Origin of the sequence: Arenibacter latericius DSM 15913, from assembly GCF_000424985.1 — a bacterium.
GTDB lineage: Bacteria > Bacteroidota > Bacteroidia > Flavobacteriales > Flavobacteriaceae > Arenibacter > Arenibacter latericius.
The window spans coordinates 1-13,161 of sequence record NZ_AUKX01000028.1 but is presented as its reverse complement, the minus strand read 5'-3'; the positions used below and the strand labels follow the sequence as shown (position 1 = coordinate 13,161).

Annotated in this window: 13 protein-coding genes; 6 read left to right on the top strand and 7 right to left on the bottom strand. The window is 37.1% G+C overall.

What is annotated here, in order from left to right:
* The first annotated feature begins 347 nt into the window (after positions 1-347).
* The 6 genes from H344_RS0109945 to H344_RS0109920 all read left to right on the top strand — a co-directional run bounded on the left by H344_RS0109945 (position 348) and on the right by H344_RS0109920 (position 7,111).
* Positions 348-2,588, top strand: a complete 2,241-nt coding sequence (locus tag H344_RS0109945) for a transglycosylase domain-containing protein (RefSeq protein ID WP_026810184.1) — start codon at positions 348-350, stop codon at positions 2,586-2,588.
* A 190-nt stretch (positions 2,589-2,778) separates the two neighbouring features.
* Positions 2,779-3,639, top strand: a complete 861-nt coding sequence (locus H344_RS0109940; protein WP_026810183.1) for an SPFH domain-containing protein — start codon at positions 2,779-2,781, stop codon at positions 3,637-3,639.
* Positions 3,640-3,777: 138 nt separating this feature from the next.
* The gene (locus H344_RS21415) at positions 3,778-3,942 is read left to right on the top strand and encodes an Arc family DNA-binding protein (RefSeq protein ID WP_084148767.1); all 165 of its coding nucleotides are present in this window, start codon (positions 3,778-3,780) and stop codon (positions 3,940-3,942) included.
* Positions 3,943-4,067: 125 nt separating this feature from the next.
* On the top strand, positions 4,068-4,871 hold the full coding sequence (locus H344_RS0109930) for a Cof-type HAD-IIB family hydrolase (protein ID WP_026810182.1): 804 nt from the start codon (positions 4,068-4,070) through the stop codon (positions 4,869-4,871).
* 32 nt (positions 4,872-4,903) lie between these two features.
* The gene (locus tag H344_RS0109925; protein ID WP_026810181.1) at positions 4,904-6,163 is read left to right on the top strand and encodes a DUF819 family protein; all 1,260 of its coding nucleotides are present in this window, start codon (positions 4,904-4,906) and stop codon (positions 6,161-6,163) included.
* Between the two features lie 234 nt (positions 6,164-6,397).
* Entirely contained in the window at positions 6,398-7,111 is a 714-nt protein-coding gene (locus H344_RS0109920) for a DUF4369 domain-containing protein (RefSeq protein WP_026810180.1), read from the top strand.
* 153 nt (positions 7,112-7,264) lie between these two features.
* Here H344_RS0109920 and H344_RS0109915 read toward each other — a convergent pair whose 3' ends face one another.
* The 7 genes from H344_RS0109915 to H344_RS21035 form a co-directional block, all read right to left on the bottom strand.
* Positions 7,265-7,534, bottom strand: a complete 270-nt coding sequence (locus H344_RS0109915) for a hypothetical protein (RefSeq protein WP_026810179.1) — start codon at positions 7,532-7,534, stop codon at positions 7,265-7,267.
* 32 nt (positions 7,535-7,566) lie between these two features.
* Positions 7,567-8,535 carry a type I phosphomannose isomerase catalytic subunit gene (locus tag H344_RS0109910; protein WP_026810178.1) on the bottom strand — a complete coding sequence of 323 codons (969 nt, stop codon included), beginning with the start codon at positions 8,533-8,535 and terminating at the stop codon, positions 7,567-7,569.
* 108 nt (positions 8,536-8,643) lie between these two features.
* Positions 8,644-9,051, bottom strand: coding sequence for a 6-pyruvoyl trahydropterin synthase family protein (locus H344_RS0109905; protein ID WP_026810177.1), 408 nt, complete (start codon positions 9,049-9,051; stop codon positions 8,644-8,646).
* Positions 9,048-9,581, bottom strand: coding sequence for an isopentenyl-diphosphate Delta-isomerase (gene idi, locus H344_RS0109900; protein WP_026810176.1), 534 nt, complete (start codon positions 9,579-9,581; stop codon positions 9,048-9,050). The genes H344_RS0109905 and idi overlap by 4 nt, the downstream gene beginning before the upstream one ends.
* A gap of 98 nt (positions 9,582-9,679) precedes the next feature.
* Positions 9,680-10,645, bottom strand: a complete 966-nt coding sequence (locus H344_RS0109895; protein ID WP_026810175.1) for a PorP/SprF family type IX secretion system membrane protein — start codon at positions 10,643-10,645, stop codon at positions 9,680-9,682.
* Positions 10,646-10,649: 4 nt separating this feature from the next.
* Positions 10,650-12,059 carry an Ig-like domain-containing protein gene (locus tag H344_RS0109890; RefSeq protein ID WP_051254250.1) on the bottom strand — a complete coding sequence of 470 codons (1,410 nt, stop codon included), beginning with the start codon at positions 12,057-12,059 and terminating at the stop codon, positions 10,650-10,652.
* Between the two features lie 34 nt (positions 12,060-12,093).
* Positions 12,094-13,161 (bottom strand): collagen-like protein (locus H344_RS21035; RefSeq protein ID WP_051254249.1); only part of this gene is annotated, 1,068 nt, incomplete at its 5' end.

The following is a 13,161-nucleotide window of genomic DNA, read 5'->3' as shown; positions in this document are numbered from 1 at the left end:
AGATTAGATTTATAGTAGACGTAATCGTTATTTATGCGTCGGTTTACAACTGATTCAGGGTATTATTCTCCTTATTAAAGTCAAAAATAGTTCTAATACTTCAAAAACTAATAATTTGTATAAATTTTGATTTTTTATTACTCCTTACTCAACCAATTATTTGAAGTACTTTTTAGCCTAGTCAACTTATGATAGATACTATTATATAGGAGTTAAATAGAAATCTACAATACGGACTATGGCGCATTGATGTTGAGAAATTTTTCAGATAGCGTTAAAAGGTATTGTTAAGAAACACCTCTTATAAATAATTAAATTTGATATTGCACCCATAAAAGATATCCTTTATGTTGAAAATGATAAAAAATCCGATGCTTAGATATGCTGCAATTGCGGTTTGCTTATTAGGTTGTTTATTTTTCATCTTCCTATTAAGTATATATTTAGGCGCTTGGGGAAAACTCCCGTCTAAGAAAGCCCTCTCTAACTTCCATTATGATAGAGCTTCCGAAGTATACTCTGCCGACAGCGTATTGATTGGGAAGTATTATTTGTATGACCGACAACCGATAGCTTACGAAGACCTTTCTCCAGAGTTAATAGATGCTTTAATTGCCATTGAAGATGAAAGATTCTATGAACATTCGGGAATAGATTATGCAAGTCTTGGAAGGGTAGCCATCAAAACCATTCTCATGCAAGACAAATCTTCTGGAGGGGGCAGCACCATAACACAACAGTTGGCAAAAAACCTTTATCCACGTGAAAGATCGGGAATGCTACAACTAGTGGCCACTAAGTTTAAGGAAATGATTATTGCTAAGAGGCTAGAGAAACGCTACTCTAAAGATGAGATTATAATGTTGTACTTAAACACCGTTTCCTTTGGCGATAATACCTTTGGTATAGAAAGTGCAGCCTTGAAGTTTTTTAACAAGAGGGCAAAGGACCTAAAAGTAGAAGAAAGTGCTGTCTTAGTAGGGATGTTAAAGGCCACCTACGGATATAATCCACGTGTATTCCCAGAGAACAGTGTACAAAGACGAAATCTAGTACTCCGCGCTATGGAGAAGAATGAGTATTTAGATGCCAAGGCTGTAGACAGCCTTGTGCTAACCCCGTTAAAATTAGATTACCGGGATTACGATCACAATGATGGGATAGCTCCTTATTTTAGAGAAGAGGTAAGAAAACACCTTTTAAAATGGACAGAGGAACAGAATGCAAAGGGACAGGAATACAATATTTATACCTCGGGATTAAAAATATATACCACCTTAGACTATAAAATGCAACTCTTAGCCGAAGAAGCCATGCAAGAACATATGCAAAAACTTCAAAATAGCTTTGAAAAGAGTTATGGGCAAAAGGCACCATGGAAGACCAACAAACAATTAATTTCAAAAATTATACAACGTTCTGATGTATATAAAAAATTAAAAAAAACGGGGTTAAGCGAATCACAAATCATGGACTCCTTGGGAGTAAAAAAACAAATTACCTTAACAGATTGGGAAGGAGACACCACTTTACTGGCTAGCTCCATAGACAGCATATTACATTACGCTAAATTTTTAAATACCGGATCCCTTTCCGTAGACCCAACTAATGGGGCGGTAAAAACATGGATAGGGGGAATTAATTTTAAAAATTTTAAATACGATCATATTTCACAGAGTAAAAGACAAGTTGGATCTGCCTTTAAACCTATTGTTTATACTGCTGCCCTAGAAAACGGAATAGACCCTTGCACCTATTTCTCTGCACAGGAAGTAGAATACGAGAATATGGAGGGATGGTCACCTAGCAACTCCGGAAATAAGGACGAGGCTTACCTTAATTATTCTATGGAAGAAGCCTTAAGCAACTCGGTGAATACTGTAGCAGTAAAAGTATTAGAACAAACTGGTATCCCAGCCGTATTATCACAGGCAAAAAAAATGGGAATATCCACCAACCTGCCTCAAACTCCTTCTTTGGCTTTGGGTACCGCAGAGATAAAAATAAATGAATTAGCAGGAGCCTTTTCTAGCTACCTCAACAATGGAAGGTCAGTTACCCCCTTTCTCATTCACCATATTAATAATGAAAAGGATTCTACCCTTGTCACTTTTAAACCAGAGATTTCTAAAGAGCCCGCTTTTTCTGATGAAAATGGCCAGATTATGATACAAATGATGAAGGCTACAGTTAATAGTGGCACGGCGGCACGCTTAAGGTCTACCTATGGCCTAAAAAATGAAATTGCAGGTAAAACTGGCACCACCCAAAACAATAAAGATGCGTGGTTTGTAGCTCTAACCCCCAAGTTACTAAACATTACATGGGTAGGATTAGACAATCACGAAATTGGCTTTAAAAGTACCAGCCTAGGCCAGGGTGCAAATGCGGCATTACCCATTTTTGCTCTATGGACACAAAAATTAAATGTAGACAAGTCCTTTGATTACGTCACAAAAGCTAGATTTAAGTCCCCAAGCTCATCCGCGTTAAGGAAATTAGATTGCGATCCGGTAAAAAGAGACGGCTTCTTTAAACGACTGTTTAAAAATCCAAATAAGAAAAAAGTCAAGAAGTTTAATTCCTAAAATTAAAGACTTGAATAGTTGTGCCTACTAATTATTAATAGCTAAGACCTACTACTTCTAGATTTCTTTTGCTAAGAATAAGTCTATGTTAGACCTCTTCTTAAAAATGTTCTTGATTAAAGGACATGACATTAGATATATTTTAATATATTTATGATATCATTATAATATCATATTAAATAACTAAGCCATGACACAAGAAAAAAACATTACCCCTGCAAACGGATATCTAATGCTAGGATTACTAGTCTTAATGATAATTGGCGCTATAATCCTTGTCGTTAATGGAATGATGGTATACGCCTTTCCTTTAGGAATAATTATTTTATTAACTCTTCCCGGTTTTGTATTAGTAAATCCAAATGGCTCTAGGGTACTTCTTTTATTTGGAAAATATATGGGCACCATTAAAACCAATGGTTTATTTTGGGTAAATCCATTTTATACTAAAAAGAAAATTTCGTTAAGGGCAAGCAACTTTGATAGTGAACGATTAAAGGTTAACGACAAGCTTGGAAACCCCATAATGATCAGCACCATTCTGGTATGGAGGGTTACCAACACCTATAAAGCAGCTTTTGATGTAGATGATTACACCAATTTTGTACGCGTACAGACCGATGCTGCGGTACGCAAACTAGCGAGCATGTATCCTTACGATAATTTTGCTGATGAGGGTGTAGATGAAGATATTACCTTACGTTCTAGTGTTAACGAGGTAAGCGATGCCTTGGAAAAAGAAGTTCAGGAGCGATTATCTATGGCTGGAATAGAAGTTTTGGAAGCAAGGATTGGATATTTGGCCTATGCCCAAGAAATTGCCAATGCTATGCTTAAAAGACAGCAAGCAACAGCAATTGTAGCGGCTAGGCATAAAATTGTTGAGGGTGCGGTAAGTATGGTAGAAATGGCTTTGGACCATCTTAGTAAAAAGGATATTGTTGATCTAGATGATGAAAGAAGAGCAGCCATGGTTAGTAATCTTATGGTAGTACTATGTTCGGACAAGGATGTTTCACCTGTAGTAAACTCTGGCACCTTAAATCACTAAGCATAATTAATTTTTGATAGTTAAAAGGTCTGAAAAGAAATTATTGATGGGCGATCGAAAAAAATCTGTTGCCTAAAATAAAAAACACAACTATCTAGCAAGTAGTTCTAGAATTCGGATAAAATAGATAAAGTTAAAATGAGTAAAAAGAAAGCTTTTGCCCTGAGACTAAACGAAGACATGCTGAAGGCTATTGAAAAATGGGCTTCGGATGAGTTTCGTAGTGTTAATGGGCAAATAGAATGGATATTGATGAAGGGACTTAAAGAGGCTAAAAGAGAGCCAAAACGCAAGGATGAATAAGGCAATATAGTAAACTATGTCACGAAAATATGGATCTAACATAAAATCAGTTCCATATATTTCAGCATAAGTTTATATTTGGCACCAACTAATCCTTGGACTTCAATCCAATAGAATACGCTTTAATGACCTATAAGATTTTATGCTCCGATTTAGATGGCACCCTTTTAACCTATAAGGACAACGTATCCGAATATACCATCAATGAAATAAAAAGAATAAGGAACCATATGCGAGTTGTTCTAGTTTCTGCTAGAATGCCGAAATCCATGATCTATATCCAAAAAAGTCTTGGAATTGAAGATCAGCCCATTATTTGCTACAATGGGGCCTTGGTCCTTAATGGGAAAAAAGAATTGAGTTCTACTTTTATAGAATTAGACCTAATTGAAGGTATATATAAGGAAGCAAACAAATTAGATATAAAACTAGGACTTTATTCCGGAGATGAATGGTATGTGGAGTCCGACTCAGAAAGAGTACAGAAAGAAATAAAATATACAAAGGCACTCCCCCAATTTCGCGATACCCAATTAACTTTAAAAGATTGGTATACTAGAAAGTTAGGCGGACACAAAATTATGATGATGGGCAAAAAGGAAAATATGGATACTATCTTTCCTATCTTGTCCAAGACATTTTCTAATACCTTAAATCTATATCGTTCTAACGATACGTTGATTGAAGTAGCTCCAAAATCGGTATCCAAGCTCACTGCCATATCTTTATTATTACATCCTGGAGAAAATCTAGAAGATGTAATTGCCTTTGGTGATAATTACAATGATATAGAAATGCTTCAACATGCCGGCCATGGGGTTGCAGTAGGAAATGCTAGGGAAGAAGTAAAAGAGATTTCCCAAGCAATAACCCTTAAGAATACCGAAGATGGAGTAGCCCATTATATAAAACAACACTTGTATATTTAACTAATTTTATTCCAAATTGAACTAATTATATTATGACCGAACCATTTATTACTAACGATACCATTGTTTTTGGACTCCTTACCCTTTGTCTCGGGTTCATTTTTTATACCTCTTCTATAAAAACAGGATTTTGGAGTAAATTCTACAATATTGTTCCTGCTGTTTTAATGTGCTATCTCTTACCCTCTATTTTAGCAAGTAGCGGACTAGTTTCAGATGAAACCTCCAATCTTTATTATATGGCCAGTAGGTACTTACTGCCAGCGGCCCTGGTTTTAATGACTTTGAGTATAGATATGAAAGCTATAGCTAACTTAGGTTCTAAAGCTTTAATTATGTTTTTAACGGGATCTGTCGGTATTATTATTGGTGGTCCAATAGCAATCTTAATAGTCTCCATTTTTTCACCGGAGACTGTGGGTGGAAACGATTTTGATGCCGTATGGAGAGGCTTATCTACTATTGCAGGTAGTTGGATAGGCGGTGGAGCCAATCAGGCTGCAATGTTAGAAATATACCAATATAACCCAGAAAAATATGGCGGTATGGTCCTAGTAGATATCGTGGTTGCTAATGTATGGATGGCTATTATCCTCCTAGGTGTTGGGAAGACCAAACGAATAGATAAATGGCTTAAGGCCGATACCTCAGCTATTGAAAAATTAAAGATAACGGTTTCCGAATTTTCTGAGCGAATTACAAGAGTCCCCACGCTAAATGATTATATGATGATGCTCTTTTTTGCATTTACTGCCGTTGGACTATCCCATTTCTTTGGAGACTATTTAAGTGCTTATCTAAGTTCCTTTGAAAGCGTAAGTGATAAGGGAAGTTTCTTATCCTTTTTAGGATCTAACTTTTTCTGGATGGTGGTTATTGCTACCATTATAGGAATTATATTATCCTTTACCAAAGCTAAGAATTATGAAGGTGCGGGAGCGAGTAAAATTGGTAGCGTATTCATTTATATCTTGGTTGCTACCATTGGTATGAAAATGGACCTTAGTAAGGTATTAGAAAACCCAGGACTTATTCTGATAGGATTTATATGGATTGCCATTCACGCTGGGCTACTTATCCTAGTGGCAAAACTAATAAAAGCCCCTTATTTCTTCCTAGCTGTGGGGAGTCAGGCCAACGTAGGTGGGGCAGCATCCGCCCCAATCGTAGCAGCAGAATTTCACCCTTCCCTTACCTCTGTAGGGGTACTATTAGCCGTTTTTGGATATGTGGTGGGAACTGGAGGTGCAATTCTTTGTACTATTCTTATGGAAGTTGCATCAAAAGTTTAAAATTCCACAAACTTTAATGATATTTGCGCACCGTTAAAAAACTATGAAATGAGCATGGTCTTAATTATGAATTAGGTTATGCGAACCGAGCTGCCATATGGCAAGTTCACCTAAGACCAACAAAAAAAATAAACATCTACTTATGAAATGAGCCATAACAATTAAGTTGACACCAACCGAAATTTTTAATGGCAAATTACATCTGACCGATAAAAAACAATAAAATTTAAACAGATGAAAAAAATATTTATCACAGGGCTAATTGCTGCTTTTATTGCCTCTTGTGCAGGAACTAACGAAAATACCATGACCGTTTCCGGAAAGGTAAAAGGATTAAAAAAGGGAACGCTTTACCTCCAGCATATTGTAGACACCAGTTTAATTAATATCGATTCTTTAATTGTTAAAGGAGATGGTAATTTTTCTTTTGCCACCGAAATAGAAAGTCCGGAAATCTTTTACCTCTATTTAGACAAAAAAGACAATAACGATATTAACGATCGAATAATGTTTTTTGGTGAGCCAGGTGAGATAACTATTAATACTGCTTGGAATACGTTTGATTTAAATCCTATTATCAAAGGATCTGAAAGTCATGACAAACTAACAGAGTACCAAAAAGTAATGTCTAGGTTTAACACCCAAAACCTGCAGTATATAAAGACTAGTTTAGATCCTAAGGCTCAAAATAATCAAGCTCTAATGGACTCTCTACAAGAACTTAGCGATAAGAATGTAAAGCGAGGCTACTTGTTTGCTCTTAACTTTGCCATGAATAACACCGACTCTTATATTGCACCTTATATTGCTCTAAAAGAAGTATCGGACGCCAATATTAAGTACTTAGATTCCATCAATAATACCCTTAGCCCTGAAGTAGCTAATTCTAAGTATGGAAAAGAACTTAAACAATTCATCTCTGATCAAAAATCCAATCAAGAAAAATAAGACTTCTAGAGATATCTAAGCTTATCTGTCCTTTGAAAAAATGGAAATTTTAAAGCAAAGGGTATCGTGAGTTTTTTTAATAAAGTGTTATTAGACCAAACAAAAAAAGCATCCTTAAATGGATGCTTTTTTATTAATGAAATGTCTTTTTGGTTAGCCTAACTTATTAAGCTCTCCTACTAAAGCCGCAGCTTTGGTTTCCAATTCCTTTCTTACTTCCTTAAGGTGTGCTGCTCTGTTCTCAACCTCCTTATTGTTTACTTTTTCAATCAGGTTATCAAAAGTAGCAATTGAACTGTCTATAACAGCTTCACCTTCTTTAGAAACTTGTCCATTGTCAGAAGCGTCAACCAAATAAACCGCTTCAATGATATCTCCTAAAACGTAATTGATGTCTTTTTTTAAATCTCTTATACTTGCCATTGGTAATATATTTTATGCAAAAGTAATCAATTTCAGATAGTAACCTCTAAAAGTTTTGCTTTCGTTGTATTAATATGTATAGTCTTTGATACTGCGGGAACTAATATTGTTTGCCCTTTTTGCAAATCAACCTGTCCAAATTCGTTAGTAATACTTGCCGCTCCCTCTACGCAAAGATAAATTGTAAAAGAATTTCTATTGGTAACATCTACTTCCAATGGTTGTGTTAGATCTAAAAAATTAGTGGTAAAATAAGGGCAAGTAACCATTGCGTTTACCTTATCCTTATCTTGACTATATGCAATTTTAAAGTCGTCCTTTTTCTCATAGTCTATAGCATCCAATGCCAGGTCTGTATGTAATTCCCTATATTTCCCATCCTTATCTTTCCTATTAAAATCGAAAACCCTATAGGTTATATCAGAAGTTTGTTGAATCTCTGCCAAGAGTACACCTGCACCAATAGCGTGTATTTTTCCGGTATTGATAAAAAATGTATCGCCTTCAGATACCTTTTCATAGTTTAATAAATCTAACAAGGTGTTATCCTCAATACTTTTTGCGTATTCCTCTTTAGTTACGGTCTTGTTAAATCCTACGATAAGCTCTGCATCTTTATCTGCATCCATTACGTACCACATTTCAGTCTTTCCAAAAGAATTATGCCTCTTTTTAGCCAACTCATCATTAGGATGCAATTGAATGGATAGGTCTTGTTTGGCATCAATGAATTTAATGAGGACAGGAAATTCTCTTCCAAATCGCTCTAAAACGCCTTTCCCTAATAGGTCCTCAGGATACTTTTCTATGAGTTCTTGCAAGGAGCCCCCCTTTAATTCGCCATTTGCTACTATAGAAACATCTCCATTTACCCCGGATAGCTCCCAACTTTCACCAGTAATATCACTAGAAATTTCCTTTCCCAGTACTTGTTTTAGCTTTGTTCCTCCCCAGAGTCTTTCTTTAAGGATAGGTTTAAACTTCAACGGGTATAGGCTCATATTCCTTTATGTTTTAAGATTTAGATTATTTTTTTTTAAAAGTAGATGCATTTGCCTAAACTTTTCCTTGTAGGGCAAGGAAACTTACAAAGCTCCGAAAATTTTAATTTATCCAGAAAAGGTTACAAAGTTTCTAGGCGTTTCGAATAAGGTGACTTCTAGATCGAGATCAGATTTTATAAATGCCCTTAGTTTATTCCAAATAAAAACCGCTATATTCTCAGCGGTTGGATTATTCGTCTTAAACCAATCGACTTCCACGTTAAGGTTCTTATGGTCTAATACATCTTCCACCTTAACTTTTATTAGGTCTTTAAGCACCTTCATATCCATTACAAAGCCTGTTTCTTGGTCTATTTCACCAGTAACACTAACTACTAATTCATAGTTATGACCATGGAAGTTAGGGTTATTGCATAAGCCAAAGACCTCATTATTCTTTTCATCACTCCAATCCGGTCTATATAGTCTATGCGCCGCATTAAAATGCGCCTTCCTGCTAACTTTTACTCTCATAAGACACTCATCTCTTTTGTAATATGATTGTAAAATTTATCGAAAATAATTTTAAACCAGGCTGAGTATTTATCAGGATTTGCAGCGATATCAGCTTTTATATCCTCTGGTTTCATCCATTTCCAATCGGCCACTTCCTCGGGATTAATATTGGGCTCACCGTTGTATTTACCGATCATAACATGATCATACTCGTGTTCTGTAAGTCCGTTGTCAAAAGGAGCTTTGTAGATAAAGGAAAATAGTTCCTTTAAAGGCACCTGGAACCCCATTTCTTCCATCAGCCTTCTTTTTCCAGCTTCTGTATTGGACTCCCCTACCCTTTGATGACTACAGCAAGTATTAGCCCAGATTAAAGGCGAGTGATATTTATGGGCCGCCCTTTGTTGAATCATGGTCTCCCCTTTATCGTTCATAATAAAAACCGAAAAAGCCCTGTGTAACAAAGCTTTCTCATGAGCTTCCATTTTAGGCATGGTCCCAATTGGCTCATCCGACTCATTAACTAAAATTACTTTTTCTTCTTCCATACCGTAAAAATAAGGCTTTCCCCCATTATAAGGGTTAATGCTTTCTTAAAAAAGCTAGATTAAGAAAGGAAGAGAGTCCGAAAAAACAGCTTCGGGTATTAGAAAAAGCGAGGGGATTTTAGATTGGTAATATGACTTATAAAATCGTATCGCAGTATAATCTCAAAAGAACCATCATTAAACATAGCTTGCCCCAATTCTGTAGTCTCTCTGTCATATCCAAGACCAATTAAAAGCTCACTTGAAACTTGGAATCCTGCCATTGCACTTACTGCAGCATCCCAACGGTAAGCTGCTCCTAAAATAAATTTCTCTTTTAACATGAAATTGGCAGAAACATCGACCTGTAAAGGGGCTCCCGACACCATTTTAGTTAAGAGCGTAGGCTTAAACTTTAAATAGGCATTTATATCAAAAACATAGCCTGTTATTAAATAAAAGTTCATTCTTTCTTTTGCAGTTGAAAGTACTGCTCCATCAAAATGAGTAGTTTGTAGAAATCTAGGAACAGAGAGCCCTACATAAAATTTATCGGTGCGATAATACACTCCTGCTCCAATGTTAGGGGAGAATTTATTATCTATATCGTTTTGTAAAGTAGGATCTGGCCCATTAGAATTAGTATAATCCTGATTTAATTCTGAAAAACGTATATCTAAAAGATGAGCACTGGCTTTAAGGCCAAAGCTTAATCTACCCTCTCTAGAGGTATGAACGGTATAAGAAAAATCACCATCAAAATAGGTTTCTGAAGTGGGACCTATCTTATCATTTACAATTGAGAATCCCAAACCTACCCCTCTGTAACCGATTGGGGAGTGCATATTTAAAGTCTGGGTAGTGGGTGCACCATCTAAACCCACCCACTGCGACCTATGAAGTGCCGCAATACTTATGTGTCCCCTAGATCCGGTATATGCGGGGTTAACACTAACGGTGTTATACATATATTGGGTGTATTGAGCATCTTGCTGTGCCATGACCTCTGACCCCGTAAACAATAGTAGAAACAGGCCCAGAAAGGATAATTGCTTAGATAAAAATAGTTTTACTGAATACGACATTCTTTTATCGATTTATATAAATGTATCCCGTTAGGGTCTTGCTCTTACTTTGATCCGCATTGGTGAAGTTTAACATATAGAAATAAGTACCTGTCGGCAGCTTATTATCTTCTTGAACAGTAACCCTGCCTTGGGATGTTCCGTCAAAATTATTGGTGTTGTTGTTATAACTTCTGGTAGCATAAACTAGTACTCCCCAACGGTTGTATATTTTGATAGTATTGTTAGGGAAACTTCCGATATTCTTTATCGTTAATACATCATGAATTCCGTCGTTATTCGGAGTAATTACATTAAACACTTCCACATCTTTACCCCAATCATCCGGTTCTTCATCCGTGTCTGGATCTGGATCCGGTGTGCCATCGGTATTTACCAAAACGGTAACACTCGCAGTGCTACAATTCCCAAGATCATCACAAAGTGTATAAGTAAAATTATCTGTCCCCTCATAATTAGCATCGGGGGTATAGGTTACGGTATCATCGGAGAGGTCGTTGGGTGTTCCGTTATCGTTAATCACCACAGTTCCATTAGTCGCACTAGAGGTCTCCAAAGTGCCTATGATTGGAATATCATTATCATTCGCCAAAATATCAATTTCCACAACTTCATTTTCCACTATATCTACGGTATCGTCAAAGGCATCCACTATTGGTACTACTTCCACATAAACGGTAGCGGTACTACAATCGCCCTTAACGTTACAGACGGTATAGGTAAAAGAAGTATTTCCATTAAAATTAGGGTTTGGAGTAAAGGTCATAATATCATCCGATGGGTCGTTAGGCGTACCGTTATCGTCTATGAATACAGTACCATTAAACGGATTGGGTGCGGTTAAGAGCCCTTCTGTGGGGATATTACTATCGTTATCATATATAGGTACTATTACAGAGGTATCTTCATCTAGCGTAACAAAATCATCCTCAAGGATAGCAGCTTGTTGAATACAAACCACGGTAAAATTGGGAAGGATAAAGTTATTTCCAGCCTTATTGACCGTAGCGGTATACTTGGTAACATCTTGGGTAGCGGTCACTGTTGCCATAAACTGGTCTCCGCTAATTGGTGGCGACCAGCTTAAATTTGCAGTTGGACTTACCCTATTGGAAACATCCAAGGTAACCTCGTTATCTGGACTAGAACAATCGGTTACAATAAAATAACCACTGGCGTTGGACCCACAAAGGGTGCCATCATAGGTAGCAAAATAGATTCCAGGCTGAGTTACCTCATAAAAAAATTCGGTTCCTAATACGGTATTTCTATCCGATGCCTCATACCATTTATAGTTATGCTCATCACTACTGTTAGGAGCTTGCAACAAGAATTGCGCACTAATTACGGTAATATTCAGCAAAGCAAATACCAGCGTGATAAATAAGGATCTATATGGATTGTACGGTCTCAAATTGTTGGTTGTAATTGGTTATTAGGCTTTTAAATTATTTTACAACAAAAACTACGTTAATTATGGAATTGTAATCCGCTGGCGTTGCAATTACATCATAGGTCATTACCCCAACATCACTTATTTGGACATTAGCAAATACAGTATTATCATAGTAAGTAATATAGTAATACAGTTCTGTATTTGCATAGGTAGGGATGGCGGTAGGAGCTTTACTTGCTCCACTCCCACTTACTACCATAGGTGTCGAATACTGGTCCGTATATTCTGTATATAAATTTAAAGTTCTACCTGTCCCAGTTGTTGAAGCATCAATTGCAATAGATGGGGGATAGAATATCCTTGCCGCTTTAGAGGTGATTGGAGCTATTGCTTGGATTACCTCTTCTACCGTTGTTTCTAGTGTTATAGCATCTTTACCAGCCTCATTAACATCAATAGGCGTTCTTAATGGTACTTCATCATCGTATTGATCATCTGTGCTACTAGCGGCCAATTCGGCCAAGGCTCCCTCTACTTCCGTAGCGGTGAAATTACCTGCAGCGTCGCTGATGTTAACTTCACTGGCGGTCTGATTATCCGTACCAATTAAGCTAGATAGGTCAACCGTCTGTGAGGTTCCGTTTTCGATACCCACTGTTAAGGTAGTACCAGACAATCCAAGGCTTTCTATGTTCTGGTTATCTGTGTTGTCCATATAACCACTTAAATCTACTTGATTCCCTACATTTGCCGGATTAGTCAGCGTTAATATATTACCTGCTAGATTTAGGTCTTGAAGTTCATTGGTTGAGTCACTATCGGCATCATTGACGTTTAGGCTAATATTGTTACCTCCTGAAATACTTATATCACCTGGATTCCCATTCGTTGATAATGTCTGATCATCTGTGGCTGGATCTCCTGCTGGACCTTGGGGACCAGCGGGACCTGGATCTCCCTGATCACCCTTATCTCCTTTTTCACCCTGAATACCTTGAGGGCCTTGGGCTCCATCATTACCTGCTGGACCTTGAATTCCTGGGTCTCCTTGATCACCCTTTGGACCTGCTGGGCCTTGAATACCTGGATTTCCCTGATCTCCTTTCGGTCCAACCGGACC

Bases quoted from the DNA above. Each gene is read 5' to 3' on its own strand.
- H344_RS0109945 (WP_026810184.1), top strand. From the start codon at position 348: ATGTTGAAAATGATAAAAAATCCGATGCTTAGATATGCTGCAATTGCG.
- H344_RS0109940 (WP_026810183.1), top strand. From the start codon at position 2,779: ATGACACAAGAAAAAAACATTACCCCTGCAAACGGATATCTAATGCTA.
- H344_RS21415 (WP_084148767.1), top strand. From the start codon at position 3,778: ATGAGTAAAAAGAAAGCTTTTGCCCTGAGACTAAACGAAGACATGCTG.
- H344_RS0109930 (WP_026810182.1), top strand. From the start codon at position 4,068: ATGACCTATAAGATTTTATGCTCCGATTTAGATGGCACCCTTTTAACC.
- H344_RS0109925 (WP_026810181.1), top strand. From the start codon at position 4,904: ATGACCGAACCATTTATTACTAACGATACCATTGTTTTTGGACTCCTT.
- H344_RS0109920 (WP_026810180.1), top strand. From the start codon at position 6,398: ATGAAAAAAATATTTATCACAGGGCTAATTGCTGCTTTTATTGCCTCT.
- H344_RS0109915 (WP_026810179.1), bottom strand. From the start codon at position 7,534: ATGGCAAGTATAAGAGATTTAAAAAAAGACATCAATTACGTTTTAGGA.
- H344_RS0109910 (WP_026810178.1), bottom strand. From the start codon at position 8,535: ATGAGCCTATACCCGTTGAAGTTTAAACCTATCCTTAAAGAAAGACTC.
- H344_RS0109905 (WP_026810177.1), bottom strand. From the start codon at position 9,051: ATGAGAGTAAAAGTTAGCAGGAAGGCGCATTTTAATGCGGCGCATAGA.
- idi (WP_026810176.1), bottom strand. From the start codon at position 9,581: ATGGAAGAAGAAAAAGTAATTTTAGTTAATGAGTCGGATGAGCCAATT.
- H344_RS0109895 (WP_026810175.1), bottom strand. From the start codon at position 10,645: ATGTCGTATTCAGTAAAACTATTTTTATCTAAGCAATTATCCTTTCTG.